Source organism: Klebsiella sp. JB_Kp042, assembly GCF_040065275.1.
Lineage (GTDB): Bacteria > Pseudomonadota > Gammaproteobacteria > Enterobacterales > Enterobacteriaceae > Klebsiella > Klebsiella quasipneumoniae.
In genome coordinates this window covers 13562-34701 of the sequence record NZ_JBEAJL010000017.1, presented here as the reverse complement: position 1 = coordinate 34701, position 21140 = coordinate 13562, and the positions used below count along the sequence as shown (strand labels likewise).

20 protein-coding genes are annotated in these 21140 nt (G+C 58.5%); 13 read left to right on the top strand and 7 right to left on the bottom strand.

Annotated elements, in window-relative coordinates; all coding sequences use genetic code 11:
* Positions 1–130: 130 nt before the first annotated feature.
* Positions 131–1120: a 2-hydroxyacid dehydrogenase gene (locus ABLV54_RS06330; protein WP_050534139.1), complete on the top strand. Its 990-nt coding sequence runs from the start codon at positions 131–133 to the stop codon at positions 1118–1120.
* A 123-nt stretch (positions 1121–1243) separates the two neighbouring features.
* Positions 1244–1684, top strand: coding sequence for a heat shock protein HslJ (hslJ, locus tag ABLV54_RS06325; RefSeq protein WP_050534138.1), 441 nt, complete (start codon positions 1244–1246; stop codon positions 1682–1684).
* 31 nt (positions 1685–1715) lie between these two features.
* Here hslJ and ABLV54_RS06320 read toward each other — a convergent pair whose 3' ends face one another.
* On the bottom strand, positions 1716–1979 hold the full coding sequence (locus ABLV54_RS06320) for a DUF333 domain-containing protein (RefSeq protein ID WP_008805145.1): 264 nt from the start codon (positions 1977–1979) through the stop codon (positions 1716–1718).
* Between the two features lie 361 nt (positions 1980–2340).
* On the opposite strand from ABLV54_RS06320, the gene nifJ reads away from it, so the two are divergent.
* From nifJ to ttcA, 5 genes are all read left to right on the top strand, one after another.
* A complete protein-coding gene (nifJ, locus tag ABLV54_RS06315) occupies positions 2341–5868 on the top strand; it encodes a pyruvate:ferredoxin (flavodoxin) oxidoreductase (protein WP_050534137.1) in 3528 nt (1175 codons plus the stop codon).
* A 358-nt stretch (positions 5869–6226) separates the two neighbouring features.
* Entirely contained in the window at positions 6227–7351 is a 1125-nt protein-coding gene (ompK37, locus tag ABLV54_RS06310) for a porin OmpK37 (protein ID WP_044522574.1), read from the top strand.
* Positions 7352–7495: 144 nt separating this feature from the next.
* Positions 7496–7708, top strand: a complete 213-nt coding sequence (locus ABLV54_RS06305; RefSeq protein ID WP_023289427.1) for a KTSC domain-containing protein — start codon at positions 7496–7498, stop codon at positions 7706–7708.
* 81 nt (positions 7709–7789) lie between these two features.
* The gene (gene uspF / locus ABLV54_RS06300) at positions 7790–8224 is read left to right on the top strand and encodes a universal stress protein UspF (RefSeq protein WP_023289426.1); all 435 of its coding nucleotides are present in this window, start codon (positions 7790–7792) and stop codon (positions 8222–8224) included.
* A 222-nt stretch (positions 8225–8446) separates the two neighbouring features.
* Positions 8447–9382: a tRNA 2-thiocytidine(32) synthetase TtcA gene (gene ttcA / locus ABLV54_RS06295; RefSeq protein ID WP_048297383.1), complete on the top strand. Its 936-nt coding sequence runs from the start codon at positions 8447–8449 to the stop codon at positions 9380–9382.
* Between the two features lie 45 nt (positions 9383–9427).
* Here the strand turns inward: ttcA and dbpA are convergent, their stop codons facing one another.
* The 3 genes from dbpA to zntB form a co-directional block, all read right to left on the bottom strand.
* On the bottom strand, positions 9428–10801 hold the full coding sequence (gene dbpA / locus ABLV54_RS06290) for an ATP-dependent RNA helicase DbpA (RefSeq protein WP_044522571.1): 1374 nt from the start codon (positions 10799–10801) through the stop codon (positions 9428–9430).
* Between the two features lie 14 nt (positions 10802–10815).
* Positions 10816–11010, bottom strand: coding sequence for a hypothetical protein (locus ABLV54_RS06285; protein ID WP_072096687.1), 195 nt, complete (start codon positions 11008–11010; stop codon positions 10816–10818).
* Between the two features lie 316 nt (positions 11011–11326).
* Positions 11327–12310, bottom strand: coding sequence for a zinc transporter ZntB (gene zntB / locus ABLV54_RS06280; protein ID WP_032436262.1), 984 nt, complete (start codon positions 12308–12310; stop codon positions 11327–11329).
* A gap of 278 nt (positions 12311–12588) precedes the next feature.
* Here zntB and ABLV54_RS06275 point away from each other — a divergent pair, with 278 nt between their 5' ends.
* The 3 genes from ABLV54_RS06275 (at position 12589) to ABLV54_RS06265 (ending at position 14844) form a co-directional block, all read left to right on the top strand.
* Positions 12589–13332 (top strand): DeoR/GlpR family DNA-binding transcription regulator, encoded by a 744-nt coding sequence (locus ABLV54_RS06275; protein ID WP_032452613.1) that lies wholly within the window; start codon positions 12589–12591, stop codon positions 13330–13332.
* Positions 13295–14413, top strand: a complete 1119-nt coding sequence (locus tag ABLV54_RS06270; RefSeq protein ID WP_050534136.1) for an oxidoreductase — start codon at positions 13295–13297, stop codon at positions 14411–14413. Before ABLV54_RS06275 ends, ABLV54_RS06270 begins: the two co-directional genes overlap by 38 nt.
* 236 nt (positions 14414–14649) lie before the next feature.
* Entirely contained in the window at positions 14650–14844 is a 195-nt protein-coding gene (locus tag ABLV54_RS06265; RefSeq protein ID WP_004203980.1) for a hypothetical protein, read from the top strand.
* Between the two features lie 272 nt (positions 14845–15116).
* On the opposite strand, the gene ABLV54_RS06260 is transcribed toward ABLV54_RS06265, so the two are convergent.
* Positions 15117–16496 carry an amino acid permease gene (locus tag ABLV54_RS06260; protein WP_043522066.1) on the bottom strand — a complete coding sequence of 460 codons (1380 nt, stop codon included), beginning with the start codon at positions 16494–16496 and terminating at the stop codon, positions 15117–15119.
* Positions 16497–16830: 334 nt separating this feature from the next.
* Here ABLV54_RS06260 and ABLV54_RS06255 point away from each other — a divergent pair, with 334 nt between their 5' ends.
* The 3 genes from ABLV54_RS06255 to ABLV54_RS06245 all read left to right on the top strand — a co-directional run bounded on the left by ABLV54_RS06255 (position 16831) and on the right by ABLV54_RS06245 (position 19414).
* Complete coding sequence (locus tag ABLV54_RS06255) at positions 16831–17310, top strand: Lrp/AsnC family transcriptional regulator (protein WP_023289419.1); 480 nt, start codon at positions 16831–16833, stop codon at positions 17308–17310.
* A 251-nt stretch (positions 17311–17561) separates the two neighbouring features.
* Entirely contained in the window at positions 17562–18176 is a 615-nt protein-coding gene (locus tag ABLV54_RS06250; protein WP_004176405.1) for a YitT family protein, read from the top strand.
* A 38-nt stretch (positions 18177–18214) separates the two neighbouring features.
* A complete protein-coding gene (locus ABLV54_RS06245; protein ID WP_023289418.1) occupies positions 18215–19414 on the top strand; it encodes an amino acid aminotransferase in 1200 nt (399 codons plus the stop codon).
* A 44-nt stretch (positions 19415–19458) separates the two neighbouring features.
* Here the strand turns inward: ABLV54_RS06245 and ABLV54_RS06240 are convergent, their stop codons facing one another.
* Positions 19459–20127, bottom strand: a complete 669-nt coding sequence (locus ABLV54_RS06240; protein WP_050534135.1) for a methionine ABC transporter permease — start codon at positions 20125–20127, stop codon at positions 19459–19461.
* Positions 20120–21133: an ATP-binding cassette domain-containing protein gene (locus tag ABLV54_RS06235; RefSeq protein ID WP_044523169.1), complete on the bottom strand. Its 1014-nt coding sequence runs from the start codon at positions 21131–21133 to the stop codon at positions 20120–20122. Before ABLV54_RS06235 ends, ABLV54_RS06240 begins: the two co-directional genes overlap by 8 nt.
* Between the last annotated feature and the right edge of the window lie 7 nt (positions 21134–21140).

Here is a 21140-nt window from a genome sequence, read left to right as displayed (position 1 = left end):
AAGAGATTCCGCAAATCCGCGATATGCTCTAGAATTAGGATAAGCACCTGCTATTTAAACTATTTTTTAATAATTGTACGCTTATTTTAAATATGCTACCGTGACGTTATAATCACTGGAGAAAAGTCTTATGAAAATCGCGGTTTACAGTACGAAGCAGTACGATAAAAAGTACCTGCAGCACGTTAATGATACCTACGGCTTTGAACTGGAATTCTTCGACTTCCTGCTGACAGAGAAAACCGCCAAAACCGCCCACGGTTGCGAAGCGGTATGCATCTTCGTCAATGACGACGGCAGCCGTCCGGTGCTGGAGGAGCTGAAGGCTCACGGCGTGAAGTATATCGCCCTGCGCTGCGCCGGGTTTAACAACGTCGACCTCGAGGCGGCGAAAGCGCTTGGCCTGCGCGTCGTGCGCGTCCCGGCCTACTCGCCGGAAGCGGTCGCTGAACATGCGATCGGCATGATGATGTCGCTTAACCGCCGCATCCACCGCGCCTACCAGCGTACCCGTGATGCCAATTTCTCCCTCGAAGGCCTCACCGGTTTCACCATGTACGGCAAAACCGCCGGGGTGATCGGCACCGGGAAAATTGGCGTGGCGATGCTACGGATCCTTAAAGGCTTCGGCATGCGTCTGCTGGCTTTTGATCCGTACCCAAGCGCCGCCACGCTGGAGCTGGGGGTGGAATATGTTGACCTGGCCACGCTGTACAAGGAGTCGGACGTGATCTCCCTGCACTGCCCGCTCACCGACGAAAACTACCATCTGCTCAATCGCGAGGCCTTCGATCAAATGAAGGACGGGGTGATGGTGATTAACACCAGCCGCGGCGCGCTGATCGATTCCCAGGCGGCCATCGATGCCCTGAAGCACCAGAAAATCGGCGCGCTGGGGCTGGACGTTTATGAGAACGAACGCGATCTGTTCTTCGAAGACAAATCCAACGACGTGATCCAGGACGACGTCTTCCGTCGCCTCTCCGCCTGCCACAACGTGCTGTTCACCGGCCATCAGGCGTTCCTCACCGCCGAGGCGCTGATCAGCATTTCGGAGACCACCCTAGGCAATCTGCAGCAGGTCGCCAACGGTGAAACCTGCCCGAACGCTATCGTCTGATTCCTTTCCCTTTTGTGCTCCTCTCCCCGGGGGGAGCACATTCAGATAATCCCCACAGATCCCCGCTGCGATACCGTTACACTGGCTTTGTTTTATTAGTAATGTGAATGTTTTGGAGTAAAAATGAACAAATTTGCGGCATTACTGGCGGCAGGGTTGCTGCTGTCCGGCTGTGTCTATAACAGTAAGGTGTCCACCGGTGCGGAACAGCTACAGCATCATCGTTTCGTGTTGACCAGCATCAACGGCCAGGCGGTGAACGCGGGCGACCGGCCGCTGGAGTTGAGCTTCGGCGAGAAGATGGCTATTACGGGCAATATGTATGTTTCGGGCAATATGTGCAACGGCTTCAGCGGGGAAGGTAAGGTGTCGGACGGCGAGCTGAAGGTTAAATCGCTGGCGATGACCCGGATGCTGTGCCACGATGCCCAGCTCAATACCCTTGACGCGACCATTGGTAAGATGCTGCGCGAGGGCGCGCAGGTCGATCTGACGGAAAACCAGTTGACGCTGGCGACCGCCGACCAGACGCTGGTCTATAAACTCGCCGACCTGATGCACTAGCCGGCGTGGTGAACCCGCTGCGGGGCTGCCATTAATAGCCGCAGCTTCCGCCCGCCAGCGCCTGCTCGCTGCAGCGTTTACCGTTCGGCAACGCGCACATGCCGATCGCCGAACCATCGAGCTGACGAGCCACCGATAACGAGCCGCCTATCATGGCGCAGTTGGCCTGGCCGGCGTCGCTCATCGCCGCCCGCATTCCTGGCGTGACGTGCGCCGCCGTGGCCTGCTGAACGGGTTCACTACTGCACGCCGACAGCAACAGCGCCGCACATCCCACTAATATCGCAGCTCGCATTTTCTCTCCCCTCGGAAACGTCTTAAAAAGCAAACCCAAGAATAATAGGCAGCGTGGCGCGCGGCGTCGAGAGGGGAAGTACGTATTTATGCGTCTCATTAACATTTTCTAGCAAATTTCTGCCTAAAGGTTGATCTCCCCCGGGTTCGCCACCGGACAATCGCTAGCCTTCACGCCCTGGAAAGCCACTTTCTCCGCGAACCGCGCAAAATATTGATCTGGTCACGGGTGGCCGCCGCATTGAGGACACAAATGCAAAAATGGCGGCATCAACGGTTTGCTAAACTACCTCTTATATAATTACAGGGCGCGTCGCGGTTTTACGCGTCCATTCTTTTGCGCAATGTAAGGGTGTCTTCCTATGATTACTATTGATGGTAATGGCGCGGTCGCTTCCGTCGCGTTTCGCACCAGTGAAGTTATCGCCATCTACCCGATCACGCCCAGTTCAACGATGGCGGAACAGGCCGACGCCTGGGCCGGCAACGGGCTGAAAAACGTCTGGGGCGATGTGCCCCGCGTGGTCGAAATGCAGTCGGAGGCAGGCGCCATTGGCGCCGTACATGGCGCGCTGCAGACCGGCGCCCTCTCCACCTCCTTTACCTCATCGCAGGGCCTGCTGTTGATGATCCCCACGCTGTACAAACTGGCCGGCCAGCTGATGCCGTTTGTCCTGCACGTCGCCGCCCGCACCGTCGCCACCCACGCGCTGTCGATTTTCGGCGACCATTCCGATGTGATGGCGGTCCGCCAGACCGGGTGCGCCATGCTGTGCGCCAGCAGCGTTCAGGAAGCGCAGGATTTCGCGCTGATCTCGCATATCGCCACTCTGCAAAGCCGGGTGCCGTTTATTCATTTCTTTGATGGTTTCCGCACCTCGCACGAAATCAACAAAATCGCCCCGCTGGCGGATGACACGATTCGCGCCCTACTGCCGCAGGAAAAAATCGCTGAGCATCGCCAGCGCGCGCTCAATCCGGAACACCCGGTGATCCGCGGGACCTCGGCCAACCCTGACACCTACTTCCAGTCGCGGGAGGCCACCAACCCTTGGTACGACGCGGTTTATGATCATGTCGAGAAAGCGATGGATGACTTCGCCGCCACCACCGGCCGCCAGTACAAACCGTTTGAGTTTTACGGCCATCCGCAGGCGGAGCGCGTCATCGTCATTATGGGCTCGGCCATCGGCACCTGCGAAGAGGTGGTCGATGAGCTGCTGAGCCGCGGCGAGAAAGTCGGCGTACTGAAGGTCCGCCTCTATCGTCCGTTCTCCGCCGCCCACCTGCTGGCAGCGCTGCCGGAGAGCGCCCGGGCGGTGGCGGTGCTGGATCGCACCAAAGAACCTGGCGCGCACGCGGAGCCGCTGTATCTCGACGTGATGACCGCCCTGGCGGAAGCCTTTAACCGCGGCGAGCGCGAGACGCTGCCGCGGACCATCGGCGGCCGCTACGGTCTCTCTTCCAAGGAGTTCGGTCCGGAATGCGTGCTGGCGATATTCCATGAGCTGCAGGCCGCCCAGCCGAAGCCGCGCTTTACCGTCGGCATCTATGACGACGTGACCAACCTGTCGCTACCGCTGGGCGAAAATACCCTGCCGGCAGAGGCCAAGCTCGAAGCGCTGTTCTACGGCCTCGGCAGCGACGGCAGCGTGTCGGCCACCAAAAACAATATCAAAATCATCGGCAACTCCACCCCGTGGTTCTCCCAGGGGTACTTTGTCTATGACTCGAAGAAGGCGGGCGGCCTGACCGTCTCCCATCTGCGGGTCAGCGAAAAGCCGATTCGTTCTTCATATCTGATTTCGCAGGCCGATTTCGTTGGCTGCCACCAGCTGCAGTTTATCGATAAATACCAGATGGCCGAGCGGCTGAAGCCCGGCGGCATTTTCCTGCTCAACACGCCGTACAGCGCCGATGAAGTCTGGTCCCGCCTGCCGCAGGAAGTGCAGGCCACCCTGAATCAGAAAAAAGCGCGTTTTTACGTGGTCAACGCGGCGAAGATCGCCCGCGAATGTAGCCTCGGGGCGCGCATTAATACCGTGATGCAGATGGCCTTCTTCCATCTGACTCACATCCTGCCTGGCGACAGCGCGCTGGCGGAACTGCAGGCGGCCATCGCCAAAAGCTACAGCAGCAAAGGTCAGGAGCTGGTGGAACGTAACTGGCAGGCGCTGGCCCTGGCCCGCGAGTCCCTGGCGGAAGTGCCGCTGCAGCCGGTGAATGCCAGCAGTCCGAACCGCCCGCCGGTGGTCTCCGACGCCGCGCCGGATTTCGTCAAAACGGTCACTGCCGCCATGTTGGCCGGCCTCGGCGATGCGCTGCCGGTCTCCGCCCTGCCGCCGGACGGCACCTGGCCCATGGGCACCACCCGCTGGGAGAAACGCAACATCGCCGAAGAGATCCCGATCTGGAAGGAAGCGCTCTGCACCCAGTGTAACCACTGCGTTGCCGCCTGCCCGCACTCGGCAATCCGCGCCAAAGTGGTCGCGCCGGAGGACATGGAGAACGCCCCTGCCAGTCTGCACTCGCTGGACGTTAAATCCCGCGATATGCGCGGGCAGAAATACGTTCTGCAGGTCGCCCCGGAAGACTGCACCGGCTGCAACCTGTGCGTGGAAGTGTGCCCGGCAAAAGATCGCCAGAACCCGGAGATCAAGGCCATCAATATGATGTCGCGCCTGGAGCATGTTGAAGAGGAGAAAGTGAATTACGATTACTTCCTCAACCTGCCGGAAATCGACCGCAGCAAACTGGAGCGGATTGATATCCGCACTTCGCAGCTGATCAGCCCGCTGTTTGAATACTCCGGCGCCTGCTCCGGCTGTGGCGAAACGCCGTATATCAAACTGCTGACCCAGCTGTATGGCGACCGGATGCTGATTGCCAATGCCACCGGCTGCTCATCCATTTATGGCGGCAACCTGCCCTCGACCCCGTACACGACCGACGCCAACGGCCGCGGCCCGGCGTGGGCCAACTCGCTGTTTGAGGATAACGCTGAATTCGGGCTCGGCTTCCGCTTAACCGTCGACCAGCATCGCCAGCGCGTGATGCGCCTGCTGAGCGAATTCGCCGACCAGCTGCCGACAGAGCTGAACGCGGCGCTGCATGCCGAGGCGACGCCGGAAGCGCGCCGCGAACAGGTGGCAGCCCTGCGTCAGGCGCTGGCCGGCGTGCAAGGCGCTGAAGAGCTGCTGACCGATGCCGACGCGCTGGTGGAGAAATCCGTCTGGCTGATCGGCGGCGACGGCTGGGCCTACGATATCGGCTTCGGCGGTCTGGACCATGTGCTGAGCCTGACGGAAAATGTCAACATTCTGGTGCTCGATACCCAGTGTTACTCCAACACCGGCGGCCAGGCGTCAAAAGCCACCCCGCTGGGGGCGGTCACTAAGTTTGGCGAGCACGGTAAACGCAAGGCGCGCAAAGATCTTGGCGTCAGCATGATGATGTACGGTCATGTCTATGTGGCGCAGATTTCGCTGGGCGCGCAGCTGAACCAGACGGTGAAAGCGATTCAGGAAGCGGAAGCCTATCCGGGGCCGTCGCTGATCATCGCCTACAGTCCTTGCGAAGAGCATGGCTACGATCTGGCGCTCAGCCACGATCAGATGCGTCAGCTGACCGCTACCGGCTTCTGGCCGCTCTACCGCTTCGACCCGCGTCGGGCGGAAGAAGGCAAGATCCCGCTGGCGCTGGACTCCCGCCCACCGTCAGACGCCCTGGCTGAGACGCTGCTCAATGAGCAACGCTTCCGTCGCCTGAATGCGCAGCAGCCGGAAGTGGCGGAGCAACTGTGGAAAGACGCGGCCGCCGACCTGCAGAAGCGCTACGACTTCCTCGCCCAGCTGGCGGGCAAAGCGGAGAAATCACCGAGCGAGAGCTAAGGTTATTTTTCCTCCCGCAGCCATAAAAAAAGCCCGAACATAAAGTTCGGGCTTGTCGTTTTACCGATAAACAAAATCATTCCGCAGAATGAGACGGCAAATAAAAATGCTTGGCATGACAATAAAGGCATATAACGCCCGAATAATACGCGATCAAACTAAATATGTATAATTTTTATTTTGTATATTATTTGTAGATATATTCACCATAATTATCACCATTACTTCAGACGTATTTTATTTAGATTTTACTTATATCGTAACAATTGAGTCTTACCATATCTCAGACCGCTCCTTTAGCATGAGTTCACTTCCTTCCCGGAAGCTAGAACATAAAAACAGTTAAAGGAATTTCTTCATGAAAAGAAAAGTACTGGCCCTCGTTATTCCGGCTTTATTAGCCGCTGGCGCTGCGCACGCGGCGGAAATTTATAATAAAGACGGAAATAAATTAGATGTCTATGGCAAGGTAGACGGTCTGCACTATTTCTCCAGCGACTCGAAAAAAGACGGCGACCAAACTTACGTTCGCTTTGGCTTTAAAGGCGAAACCCAGATCAACGATATGCTCACCGGTTATGGCCAGTGGGAATACAACGTTCAAGCCAACAACACCGAAAGCGCCGGCGATCAGGCGTGGACCCGTCTGGCCTTCGCCGGTATCAAAGTGGGCGATTACGGTTCTTTCGACTATGGTCGTAACTACGGCGTGCTGTACGACGTCGAAGGCTGGACCGATATGCTGCCGGAGTTCGGCGGCGACTCTTACACCTATGCGGATAACTTTATGGCAGGCCGCGCCAACGGCGTCGCGACCTACCGCAACAGCGATTTCTTCGGTCTGGTGGATGGTCTGAACTTCGCCCTGCAGTATCAGGGTAAAAACGAAGGCCAGAACGCCCAGGATATCAACGTCGGCACCAACAACCGCAGCAGCGACAGCGATGTTCGCTTTGACAACGGCGACGGTTTCGGTCTCTCCACCTCCTATAACTTCGGCATGGGCATCAGCGCGGCTGCGGCCTATACCTCTTCTGATCGTACCAACGACCAGATGACCCAGACCAACGCCCGCGGCGATAAAGCCGAAGCCTGGACTGCCGGTCTGAAGTACGACGCCAACGATATCTACCTGGCGACCATGTACTCTGAAACCCGCAACATGACCCCGTACGGCAATGACGGCGTGGCCAACAAGACGCAAAACTTCGAAGTCACTGCTCAGTATCAGTTCGACTTCGGTCTGCGTCCGGCTATCTCCTACCTCCAGTCCAAAGGCAAAGATCTCTATAATACCGGCAGCTACGCCGATAAAGATCTGGTCAAATATATGGACGTCGGCGCCACCTATTACTTCAACCGTAATATGTCCACCTACGTTGATTACAAAATCAACCTGCTGGATGACAACGACAGCTTCTATAAAGACAACGGTATTTCTACCGACAACATCGTCGCGCTGGGCCTGGTTTACCAGTTCTGATGCGCCAGCCCGCCGGTTCCGGCGGGCTTTCTCTCTCTCTGCATCGCAGCAGCTAAAACAAAACAATATATCCCACAGCTTAAAATAGCCGTCCGTTTAGTGATATAGTCGTGCTCAGTCAGTGCCTGCCCGAGGACGTCCATCATGCATCATCACCCGGTAAAATCTTCCCGAATTATCTCTGTCGCCTATGATGACGCCTCCGCCACGCTGGAAATCTGTTTTTATCACCAGCCGCCGTTGCAATATACCGGGGTTCCACCGCGTATTTTTCGTGACTTTTTACAGGTGGTGTCAAAAGGCCGATTTTATGACGGCGTGATAAAGGGAAAATTCCCCGAACGCAAGCCACGTTAATGTCAAAGTGTGACTGCGGTCATGATACAAAACGTGCCATAATGCCGTACAATATGAGGGGATACTTAAACAGGAGGTTTTATGAGCAGAATGATTCTTGTCCCCATCGATATCTCTGATAAAGAATTTACTGAACGCATTATCAGTCACGTTGAATCGGAAGCGCGGATTGACGACGCTGAGGTCCATTTCCTCTCCGTTATCCCTTCCCTGCCTTATTATGCCTCACTGGGAATGGCCTATACCGCCGAACTGCCTGGTATGGATGAGCTGCGCGAAGGGACGGAAACACAGCTTAAAGAGCTCGCGAAGCAGTTCTCTATCCCGGAAGATCGGAAACATTTTCACGTTGCCGAAGGATCGCCAAAGGATAAGATCCTGGCCCTCGCCAGGTCGCTACCCGCCGACCTGGTGATCATCGCTTCGCACCGGCCGGATATTACCACCTATCTGCTGGGCTCCAACGCCGCCGCGGTGGTCCGCCACGCCGAGTGCTCGGTGCTGGTCGTTCGCTAACGCCTCAGCCCGCCGCCCGGCGGGCTTTTTATTTTTACTTCTGCCCCTGCCCGCAGCGGAAAGTGCCGGAAAGATGCTGACATTCCGCCCCTGAATCCGTACCATACACGCCACGGTTGTCTGTCAGACCTCATTAATTGCTACGCGCCAGCGCCACGTTGTCCAGCGGCTGGCAGAACGCGTGCTCTTCTGATGCCACACTATGAATTGAGCCACTATTACATGCTGCAAAATCAAGAAATCAGTAAAAAAGAAAAATACAACATCGATAAGCTGCAGAAACGTCTGCGCCGCAACGTCGGTGAGGCGATCGCCGACTTCAATATGATTGAAGAAGGCGACCGCATTATGGTTTGTCTGTCAGGCGGCAAGGACAGCTATACCATGCTGGAGATCCTGCGTAACCTGCAGAAAAGCGCGCCCATCTCCTTCTCGCTGGTGGCGGTGAACCTCGACCAGAAACAGCCCGGGTTCCCGGAGCATATTCTGCCGGCGTATCTTGAGCAGCTGGGCGTTGAATACAAGATTGTCGAAGAGAATACCTACGGCATCGTCAAAGAGAAGATCCCGGAAGGTAAAACCACCTGCTCGCTCTGCTCTCGCCTGCGCCGCGGCATTCTCTACCGTACCGCCAGCGAACTCGGCGCCACCAAGATTGCCCTCGGCCATCATCGCGACGACATCCTGCAGACGCTGTTCCTGAATATGTTCTACGGCGGCAAAATGAAAGGAATGCCGCCGAAGCTGATGAGCGATGACGGCAAACACATCGTCATCCGCCCGCTGGCCTACTGCCGCGAAAAAGACATCGAGCGTTTCTCCCAGGCCAAGGGCTTCCCGATCATTCCATGCAACCTGTGCGGGTCGCAGCCTAACCTGCAGCGCCAGGTGATCGCCGATATGCTTCGCGACTGGGATAAGCGTTATCCGGGACGCATTGAAACCATGTTTAGCGCGATGCAGAACGTGGTGCCTTCGCACCTGAGCGACGTTAATCTGTTTGATTTTAAAGGCATCACCCACGGTTCTGAGGTGGTGGACGGCGGCGATCTGGCGTTTGATCGGGAAGAGATTCCCCTGCAGCCTGCCGGCTGGCAGCCGGAGGAAGAGGACGCCCGGTTAGATGAGCTGCGTCTGAACGTAGTGGAAGTGAAGTAACCCGAAAGCGTCTCAGGCCGCCGCCTGAGACGCGCTATTCTGCCCTTACTTCAGCAGTCGTACGCGGCAGGCTTTGCCTTTGATCTTACCGTTTTGTAACTGCTTATACGCTTTCTGCGCCATATTCTGGCGGATCGCCACATAGACGTGGGCCGGATGGACGGTAATTTTGCCGATATCGGCGCCATCAAACCCCATATCTCCGGTCAACGCCCCCAGCACATCCCCCGGGCGCATTTTCGCCTTTTTTCCGCCGTCGATGCACAGCGTCGCCATCTCCGCCGTCAGCGGCGTGATAGCGTTGCCCGTCGGCGCCGGCAGCCAGTTAAGGGATAATTGCAGCATGTCGGCCAGAATGGTGGCGCGCTGCGCCTCTTCCGGCGCGCAGAAGCTGATAGCCAGGCCTTGTTCGCCGGCGCGGGCGGTACGGCCGATGCGGTGAACATGCACCTCCGGATCCCAGGCCAGCTCGAAGTTCACCACCAGCGCGAGAGATTTGATGTCCAGGCCGCGGGCGGCGACGTCGGTCGCCACCAGAACCCGGACGCTGCCGTTCGCGAAGCGCACCAGCGTTTGATCGCGGTCGCGCTGCTCGAGGTCACCGTGCAGCGATAATGCGCTCTGCCCGGCGGCGTTGAGCGCATCGCAGACCGCCTGGCAATCGCGCTTGGTATTGCAGAACACCACGCAGGACGCCGGCTGATGCTGGCTGAGCAGACGCTGGAGCAGCGCAATCTTGCCGTGACGGGAAACTTCAAAGAACTGCTGTTCGATAGCCGGTAACGCATCGACGCTGTCAATCTCAATCGTTTCCGGATGACGCTGCACCCGACCGCTGATCGCCGCGATCGCCGCAGGCCAGGTGGCGGAAAACAGCAGCGTCTGCCGGTCAGCCGGCGCGAAGCGGATCACCTCGTCGATGGCGTCGCTGAAGCCCATATCGAGCATGCGGTCCGCTTCATCCATCACCAGGGTCTGCAGCGCGTCGAGAGAGACCGTCCCCTTCTGCAGATGATCGAGCAGACGGCCCGGGGTGGCGACGATAATATGCGGGGCGTGCTGCAGTGAATCGCGCTGAGCGCCAAACGGCTGCCCGCCGCAGAGCATCAAAATCTTGATGTTCGGCAGGCAGCGCGCCAGACGGCGCAGCTCGCCGGCAACCTGATCGGCCAGTTCGCGGGTCGGACACAGCACCAGCGACTGGGTCTCAAAGCGCGACGGATCGATATGCTGCAGCAGGCCCAGCCCGAAGGCGGCCGTTTTTCCGCTGCCGGTTTTTGCCTGCACGCGCACATCTTTCCCCGCGAGGATCGCCGGCAGGGCGGCGGCCTGAACCGGCGTCATCGACAGATAACCCAGCTCGTTAAGGTTGGCTAATTGGGCGGCAGGTAAAACAGTCAGGGTAGAAAAAGCGGTCACAATGTATTCTCGTATTAAAGGACAGACGATCTGCAGGCGCGTATCCTCGCAGATCTCCGCGCCTGATGCGACAATTTAATCGGCTCTTCATCAGGCGGCGGATCGGGCTGCGGCTGCGGGCGCGGTCGCGGATCGGGTAAAGGAACCGGATCGTTCGGCTCGGGCGAGATGGGGATGGACTGGGCTGTCAGCCCTGAAGCGTAACGCATAGTGGCCTCCCGGAAAGTGATACGGGCGTACCCGCAGGCGTAAACGGCCTGAAGACCGTCGGGTGTCTTAGTAAGCGTAGAAGCTGGTCAGGAGAGCGCAAAAAAAAGCCGACTCAACAAAGTCGGCGTCGTACGAATCAATTGTGCTATGCAGTAATTCAAAAAAGGAAGTAAGACAATATGGAGCGCAACGCCCATCGCTTGACGTTGCATTCACCTGCGAGAGAGATATTGCCCTGAATGGGTAGAGGGTTTATTGATTTCGCTCAAACATTGCCGGGTTTTCCCGGCATCGTCGCCGCCAAAAGGCGATTCTTTACAACCATTTACTGCGATGTAACCACCACGCAACACCACCGATGACAACGACTAACATCAGGCAGAAGAGGCTAAAGCCCAGATGCCAGCTGTTACCTGGGATCCCCCCGAGGTTGACGCCGAACAGGCCGGTTAAAAAGGTGCTGGGCAGAAACACCATCGCCATCAACGACATCGTATAGGTCCGCCGCGCCAGCGACTCCTGCATAATCTGGGCGATCTCATCGCTCATGATCGCCGTCCGGGCAATGCAGCTGTCGATCTCGTCCAGCCCGCGCCCCAGCCGCTCGGCGATATCCTGCATCCGCCGCCGCTGATCGTCGCTCATCCACGGCAGGCGTTCGCTGGCCAGCCGGGCGTAAACATCGCGCTGCGGCGCCATATACCGGCGCATCACAATCAGCTGCTTACGCAGTAGCGCGAGAAAACCGCGCGGCGGCACCTGCTGATCGAGCAGGTCGTCTTCGAGGTCGATAATTCGGTCATGCAGTTGTTCAATAAACTCACTGGCATGATCGGTCAGCGCGTCGCAGACTTCCACCAGCCAGCTGCCGCCATCCGTTGGCCCATTGCCCTCCTTCAGGTCGCCCAGCACATCGTCCAGCGCCAGCACTTTGCGCTGACGAGTGGAGACGATCAGCCGCTCATCCATATACAGACGCATCGCCACCAGCTGGTCTGGCCGTTCATCGGTACTGCCGTTGATGCAGCGCAGGGTAATCAACGCCCCGTCGCCGATCCGCGTCACCCGCGGTCGGGTGCTCTCGCCCGCCAGGGCATCGCGCACGTTATTGGGCAGCAACGGGGTGGCCGCCAGCCAGTCGGCGCTGTCGCTATGGGTATAGTTGAGATGCAGCCAGCAGGGCTTCTCTTTGTCGATAATATCGTCATCGGCGAGCGGCTTCACGCCCCCCTGCCCGTCGAGCACCCACGCGAAGATCGCGTCCGGTATCTGCAACTCCGAGCCTTTAATCGCGTCCACTCAACCTCCGTTAATCCATGCCTGTCGCATTGCGCGCGCTCTGTATAAGGTACGCGAAAGCGCGCTTTTTCGCTGTTTATTGCCCGGTGAAAGAGGCTAATCGCTTCATTAAAAAGCGCTTTCCCCCGGGCCGCGCCCGCTTCCCTCATTTAACGTTAAAGTGTAGTGAAATCAAGTTCTTCAGGTTTTCCACGGTTCAGTGCGACCTTTTGCGGTTTATTTTGCGTCTTTTTGCTGTATTATGCCGTTTATTGCGTCAATTTGCGGAGTCCCTCGCCATGCATAAGCTCGCGCGACAAAAACACATCCTTGACCGGCTGAGTGAAACCGGTCAGTTGAGCATCAGCGAACTGGTTGATGCGCTGCAGGTGTCGGCCGATACCATACGCCGGGATCTCAGTGAGCTGGAAAACCAGGGGGTACTGCAGAAAAGCCACGGCGGCGCCATCGCGCTTAACGTCCCGGCGATGACGCGCCAGGGAAGAAACGCCCTGCTCCCCGGAACGAAACAGCGTCTGGGCCAGCAGGTCGCCGCGCGCATCCCCTCCGGCTCGACGCTGTTTCTCGACGCCGGCAGCACACTGCTGGCCGTCGCTACCCAGCTGAAAGGCCCCATGACCGTGATCACCGCGTCGCTGGATATCGCTCAGCTGTTCAGCGACCGCGCCGATATCCAGCTTATCCTGCTTGGCGGCCAGTGGGACAGTGAACAGCGGCTGTTCGCCGGCAGCGCCACGCTGTCGCTGGTGGCGCGCTACCGCGCCGATATCGCGATTCTCGGCGCCTGCGCGTTGCATGCCGAACTGGGCCTGAGCGCCAGCCAGGAGGCCGATGCGGACGTAAAACGCGCCATGCTCGCCGCCAGCGCGGAACACTGGCTGGTGGCGGACCATACCAAAGTCAACCATTGCGAACCCTGGCTGGTGGCCGGTCTCAGCGACATTCACCATCTTTTCCTCGATCGTCCCTGGCCTGAGCTGGGGGATGACCCTGCCCTCTCTGTACATATTGCTGACGCTTAACAACGTGGAGAACCTGATGAGTAACAACACGATAAATATCGCCCTGATTGGCTATGGCTTCGTCGGTAAGACTTTCCACGCGCCGCTTATCCGTTCGGTGCCGGGCCTGAACCTGGCCTTCGTCGCCTCGCGCGATGAAGAGAAAGTCAAACGCGACCTGCCGGACGTCACGGTGATCGCTTCCCCGGAAGCGGCGGTCCAGCACCCGGATGTCGATCTGGTGGTTATCGCCTCCCCTAACGCCACGCACGCGCCGCTGGCCCGCCTGGCGCTGAACGCCGGCAAGCATGTGGTGGTGGACAAACCCTTTACCCTTGATATGCAGGAGGCCCGGCAGCTGATCGCCCTGGCGCAGGTGAAACAGCGGCTGCTTTCCGTCTTCCATAACCGCCGTTGGGACAGCGACTATCTCGGTATCCGTCAGGTTATTGAGCAGGGCGCCATCGGCACGGTGAAACATTTTGAGTCCCATTTCGACCGGTTCCGCCCGGAAGTCCGCGTCCGCTGGCGCGAGCAGAACGTCCCCGGCAGCGGCTTATGGTTCGATCTGGGGCCGCACCTGATCGATCAGGCGCTGCAGCTGTTTGGTCTGCCGCAGTCGGTACAGGGCAACATCGCCACCCTGCGCGACGGCGCGGAGATCAACGACTGGGCGCATGTGGTCTTAAACTACCCGGCGCATAAAGCGATCCTCCACTGCAGCATGCTGGTCGCGGGGGGCTCCTCGCGCTTCACGGTGCATGGCGATAAAGGAAGCGTTGTCAAAGCGCGTGCCGACCAGCAGGAGAGCCAGCTGCTGGCGGGTGTGGTGCCGGGAAGCGCCGGCTGGGGCGAGGATGAGGATGGGCTGGTGGTCTATGACGCCTCGCTGCAGACCCAAACCCAGCCTACCCCGCCGGGCGATCAGCGCCAGTACTATTTGCAGATCCGCGACGCGTTGAAGGGCCTGATCGCCAATCCGGTGCCGCCGGTGCAGGCGCTGGCGGTGATGGCCGTCCTGGAAGCGGCGGCGCGCTCTGCAGAAAGCGGCGTGGCGCAGACCCTCGACCTGACCGACGACGAGCGCAACGCGCTGCGCTAAGCCTGTCGTTACTCCGGTTATCTGCGCAGCCTGCAGGTAACCGGATCGCCACCCCGACTGCAGAAATAATCACTGCCTGTCAGTAGATTATCCTTTCTTTATCCTGCCTTTTTGCCTAAAGCACCGCTGGAAATTTCAGCCAATTGGGAGGAGGATAGAGAACAGGTCGATCGTGATGAGAACAAGGTTGCTGACGCTGTGGACGCGGTGACCGCAATACCGGACAGGAGAAGCTCATGTACTACACGTTAGGAGATACCACTCTCCATTTTTATCGCTATCAGTGCAAATTCTACGTCGCCCACTGGGAAGGAGGGAACGTGATGGACGAAAAATTTAAACCGTTTATCGAGCAGATCACTGAGAAGACCGGGCTGGACGCGAAGCGCGTCGAGACCGCCGCGCGCGATTATTTTACTAACGTGGATTAACAGGCAGCCTGTTGCGGTATACCGAAGGCCTGGCCGACGCGACTGCCGTTGATCTCCCCCCTTCCGCCGCCACGGCCCTCGTTCCCGCTGGCGGCTCTCCTTCCCCACGGCGATAAACAGGATAACGACCAGCCAGAACCCCAGGCTGTCTGCCCCACCCTTTTGTCAATTTTCAGACCGATAACGTGAGATGTCATTTATCGTAATTATCTATTTCCCCGTGATTTTTAGTCGAAACAATATCGCCCTGCCGCCAGGCAGGGCGTCGGCGACTACCGCTCCTCCAGCGCCGCCACCGGCTCCGGCGCGCTTTTCCTGCGCAGCAGATAGCCTGCGGCAAGGATCAGCAGCCATACCGGGATCAGGCAGACGGAGATGCGGATGTCCGGGGTCAGATACATCACCCCGAGGATCCCGGCGAGAAACAGCAGACACAGCCAGTTTGTCAGGGGATAGGCGAAACTCTGGAAAGCCGTTACCTTCCCGGCCCGCTGCATGGCGCGGCGGAACTTAAGATGAGTGATGCAGATCATCGCCCAGTTGATGACCAGGGCGGCCACCACCAGGGCCATCAGCAGGGCAAAGGCTTTCCCGGGCATCACATAGTTAATCACCACGCAAAGCGCCGTGGCGACGGCGGACACCGCCAGGGCGGTCAACGGGATCCCGCGGTGGTTCACCCGCAGCAGCGCGCGCGGGGCGTTGCCCTGCTGAGCCAGGCCGAACAGCATCCGGCTGTTGCAGTAGACGCAGCTGTTGTAAACCGACAGCGCGGCGGTGAGCACCACCAGATTGAGGGCGTTGGCCACAATATTGCTGTCAATGGCGTGAAAGATCAGCACAAAGGGGCTTCCCCCTTCCACGACGTTCCGCCACGGGTAGAGTGACAGCAAGACCGCCAGCGACCCCACATAAAAAAGCAGAATACGGTAGATCACCTGGTTGGTGGCTTTGGGAATGGTTTTATGCGGTTCGTCGGCTTCCGCCGCGGTGATCCCCACCAGCTCAAGCCCGCCGAAGGAGAACATGATCACCGCCATGGCCATCACTAAGCCCGTGATACCGTTAGGGAAAAATCCCCCGTCCTGCCACAGGTTGGCCACCGTCGCCGCCGGCCCGCCGTGACCGCTAAATAACAGATAGCAGCCAAAGGCGATCATGCTGATGATGGCGGCCACTTTGACAATCGAGAACCAGAACTCCAGCTCGCCATACACTTTGACGTGCGTCAGGTTGATGGCGTTGATCGCCACGAAGAAGATTGCCGCCGACAGCCAGGTGGGTACCTCCGGCCACCAGTACTGAATATAGATGCCCACCGCCGTCAGCTCCGCCATGCTTACCAGCACGTACAACACCCAGTAATTCCAGCCGGACATAAACCCGGCGAAGGGCCCCCAGTAGCGGTTGGCGAAATGGCTGAACGACCCCGCCACCGGCTCCTCTACCACCATTTCGCCAAGCTGACGCATGATAAAGAAGGCGATAACCCCGGCGATGGCGTACCCCAGCAGGACCGAGGGGCCTGCCATACGGATCGTTTGCGCGATACCTAAAAACAGTCCGGTGCCGACCGCCCCCCCGAGGGCGATTAACTGGATATGGCGGTTTTTTAACCCGCGCTTTAACTGATGCTCTTGCTGCGTTGTCATCTCTGACCTGCCCCTGTCTGTAAAAAGTCACTTTCGCCGGTAGCAACTTTCAGGCCAGCGGATCGTCGCGGAGCGTCAGGCCAAAACTAATCCATTGAATGATATTGAAATATTATTTTCCAGTTCGTTCTGAAAGCTGGTCATCGCGCCGCTGACCTGGCGCATAACGCGCGAAAATTGGCCAGTTTACGCACAGATCATGAGAAAACAAGTGTCTTAATGCATGAAGCTGACCCGTTTTGGTGCATCCGGTTTGCCGCCGTCGGGTCAGGCTTCACGCCAGGCAAAAAACTGTTAGGCTGGTAGCCACTTTTACGTTCCGCTAGTGGCCACTATGTACAACATCGACGACTATGATCTGAAAATTCTTACCCTGCTGCAGGCCAATGGCCGTTTGACCAATCAGGAGCTTAGCGAGCTTATCGGCCTGTCCGCTTCCCAATGTTCGCGCCGCCGTATCGCCCTTGAACAGGCGCAGCTTATCCTCGGCTACCATGCGCGTCTGGCGCCGGATGCCGCCGGGCAGGAGATGCTTGGCCTGATTGAGGTGCGCCTGCTGAATCACACCCCGCAATGCGTGGAGAGCTTTCATCAGATGCTCAGTGAGGTGGACGCCATTCTGGACGCCTGGAAAACCACCGGCGACGCCGATTATCTGCTGCGGGTAACGGTCCCGGACCTGCCCGGACTGAGCCATTTGATCAGCCATATTCTGGCGCAAAACAAAGGGGTGGCTCATCTGAAAACCGCCGTCGTGCTCAACCGCCTGAAGGAGAACGGCCAGCTGATGCCGGGCACGCCCTCGCTGCGCTGAACCGGAGCACAGTGCCCTGCGCTGGTGCAGATGCGGGGCCAGTCAATGCGTGATAAGCAGTAAATTCGCACAATTTACGCATTTCATAACCATTATGCGCACGACCCGTGCGATTTTCTCTTTCCGACAGAACAACAGGTTAGGCTAAACCACGGCTATTTTTTCCGCAACCAATCGACCGGGCACGCTCCTCTGGTGCGATTTTTGCAAACAAGAGCTTATCCTTGTTAACGAAAAGATAGTGCTTATTTATGGATAACGTCCTTTCCCCTGAAAAACTGACCCACACCTGGCTGGAGGATGCCCTGGCGCTGCTGTTCGGCACGCTGATGATCTCCTTTGGCATTATCCTGTTTCGCCAGGCCGGCGCCCTGACCGGCGGGACGGCAGGCATGGCCTTTCTGATCCACTACGCCACCCACCTGCCGTTCGGCGTGGTTTTCTTCGCCATTAACCTGCCCTTCTACTGGCTCTCCGTCCGGCGGATGGGCGCCGCCTTCACGCTGAAAACCTTCTGCGCGGTCGGACTGGTGTCGCTGTTCTCCGACCTGCACGGCTACTTTATCCATGTCGATCGCCTGAACCCCTATTACGCCACCCTCTTCGGCAACATCATGGTCGGTATCGGCTTTGTGGTGCTGTTCCGCCATAAAGCGAGCCTCGGGGGCGTCAATATTCTGGCCCTCTATCTGCAGGATAAAAGCGGCATCCGCGCCGGTAAATTCCAGATGGTGGTGGACGCCTGCATCGTCACCGCCTCGCTGTGGGTGGTTAGCCTGCCGATGCTGCTGGTCTCTGTCCTCGGCGCCGTGATTTTGAATTCGATTATCGCCATGAACCACCGCCCGGGACGCTACGCGGTGTAATGGCTTCACCTTTAACGGTCATTTCAGGAGTAACCACTGTGTTCCAGAACGTTGACGCCTACGCGGGCGATCCTATCCTGTCGCTGATGGAAGCCTTTCAACAGGATCCCCGGGCAGACAAAGTTAACCTTAGCATCGGGCTGTACTATAACGAGCAGGCCATCATTCCTCAGCTGGAGGCGGTCCGTCAGGCCGCTGACCGGCTGCAGAGCCAGTTGCACAAGGCCAGCCTCTATCTGCCGATGGAGGGACTGGCTCCCTATCGCCGCGCGGTCCAGACGCTGCTGTTTGGCGAACACCATCCGGCGTTGCGTGCCGGACGCATCGCCACCATCCAGACGCTGGGCGGCTCCGGCGCGCTGAAGGTGGGTGCTGATTTCCTCAAGCGCTACTTCCCCGACTCCGCGGTCTGGGTCAGCGATCCAACCTGGGAGAACCATGTGGCCATCTTTGCCGGGGCGGGTTTCGAGGTGCATACCTATCCCTGGTTCGACAGCGCCACCCGTGGGGTCAATTTCCCCGCGATGCTTGCCGCCCTCCAGCAGCTCCCGCCGCGCAGCATCGTGCTGCTCCATCCTTGCTGTCATAATCCGACGGGGGCCGATCTCGCCCCCGAGCAGTGGGATCGGGTGATTGAGGTGTTGATCGCCCGGGAGCTGATCCCGTTCCTCGATATTGCCTACCAGGGTTTTGGCCGCGGGCTGGATGAAGATGCCTATGCCATACGCGCCATCGCCAGCGCCGGGCTGACGGCGCTGGTCAGCAACTCGTTCTCGAAGATTTTTTCACTGTACGGCGAGCGTGTTGGCGGCCTGTCGGTGGTCTGTGACAACGCCGATGCCGCCGGGCGCGTGCTGGGCCAGTTGAAAGCTACCGTACGCCGCAACTACTCCAGCCCGCCGGGGTTTGGCGCCCAGGTGGTGTCGCAGGTGCTCAACGATCCCGAGCTGAATGCCCTGTGGCAGGGGGAAGTGGAGGCCATGCGCACCCGCATCAGCGCCATGCGCGTCGCGCTGGTGAAGGCCCTGCAGGCAGCCCTGCCGGCGGCGGATTTTTCCTATCTGCTGACCCAGCGCGGCATGTTCAGTTACACCGGCTTTAGCGCCGATCAGGTAGACGTTCTGCGTGAAGAGCATGGCATCTATCTGATTGCCAGCGGTCGCGTCTGCGTGGCCGGGCTCAACCACGGCAATATTGCGCGGGTAGCCAGCGCCTTCGCCGCGGTCTGCGCACGCTGATCCGCTTTCCCGCTGGCCGGGGCAACCCCGGCGCGGTATAGCAGTTATTCGCGACGCAGTCGGCGAGCCAGGCGGGTGCCCAGCGTCTGAATAAGCTGGACAATAACAATCAGCACCAGGGCGGTGGTGAGGGTGGCAAAGGCGTCGAAACGCTGATAGCCGTAGGTGATCGCCAGGTCGCCGATCCCGCCGCCGCCCACCGTTCCCGCCATGGCGGTCGCGCCAAGCAGACCGATGGTCGCGGTGGTAAGGGCCAGAATCAACGACGCCGCCGCCTCCGGCAGCATGAAATGCCAGACGGTCTGCAGAGGGGTCGCGCCCATGGCGTCTGCGGCCTCAAGGATCCCCTCATCCACCTCCAGCAGCGAGCTCTCCACCAGCCGGGCAATATAGGGGGCGACAAAAACGATCAGCGGCACGATGGCCCCCGCGGTGCCGATAGTCGTGCCCACCAGCAGCCTGGTGAAGGGCAGGATCACAATCAGCAAAATGATAAACGGCAGCGAGCGCAGCAAGTTGATCAGCGGATTCAGCGCCTGATGCACCACCGGGTTGGCCACGATGCCGCCAGGACGGCAAACCACCAGCACAATTCCCAGCGGGACGCCGAGCAGCGCGCCAAAGCCCAGTGAGATGGCGACCATAATCAGGGTATCATGCAGCGCCAGCAGAAACTGCTCGCCGGTAATGGCGGTATCAATAAGATCAAACATGGATGATTTTCACTCCTGCGTCGGCCAGATGGGTGATGGCGCGTTCGGTTTCGTCAGGCTCGCCGAGGAGTTGCACAATCATAAATCCCAGTATCCGGCCCTGAACTTCGGACATGCTGGCAAACAGGATATTCACCTCGACAGCATACTCGCGGATCAGGCGGTTAATGATCGGCTGCCGGGCCGTCGCGCCGATAAATTCGAGGCGTAAAGCCCGGGCGCCGTTGTCGCGCTGCAGGAGCGATGCCACCCGCTGCGGCAGGCGATCGTGCACCACCGACTGCACGAAACTGGCGGTGACCGGATGCTGCGGCTGGGCAAAGAGATCGAAAACCGTCCCCTGCTCAACAATGCGCCCGGCCTGCATCACCGCCACCTTGTGACAGATTGTCTGGATCACTGACATTTCATGCGTAATCAGCACAATGGTGATGCCATAGCGGCGATTAATCTCCTGCAGCAGCAATAAGATCTGTACCGTAGTATGGGGGTCGAGCGCCGAGGTGGCTTCATCGCACAGCAGCACCGACGGGTTGGTGGCCAGCGCCCGGGCGATACCGACCCGCTGCTTTTGCCCTCCCGACAGCTCATTCGGGTAACTGTGCATTTTGTCGCTCAGGTCGACAAACGCCAGCAGCTCCGCAACCCGCGCCTGGATAAAGGCCTTGTCGCGTCCCTGCAAAATAAGCGGGATAGCGATGTTATGAAATACCGTTTTCGAATTCAGCAGATTAAAATTCTGAAAGATCATGCCGATATCTTTTTTGATCGCCTGCAGGCGCTGGCCGCTGCAGTCCTGGAGCGACTCACCGTTCAACACCACCTCGCCCTCACCCGGCATTTCCAGACGATTGATCAGCCGCAATAAGGTGCTTTTTCCTGCGCCGCTATAGCCAATAATGCCGAAAATATCGCCCCGGTCGATACTGAGATTAATATCCTGCAGGGCCAGAACCGGATGCCCTTTTCTGTTAAAGGTTTTACTGACATGGCGAAATTCTATCATCGCGTTA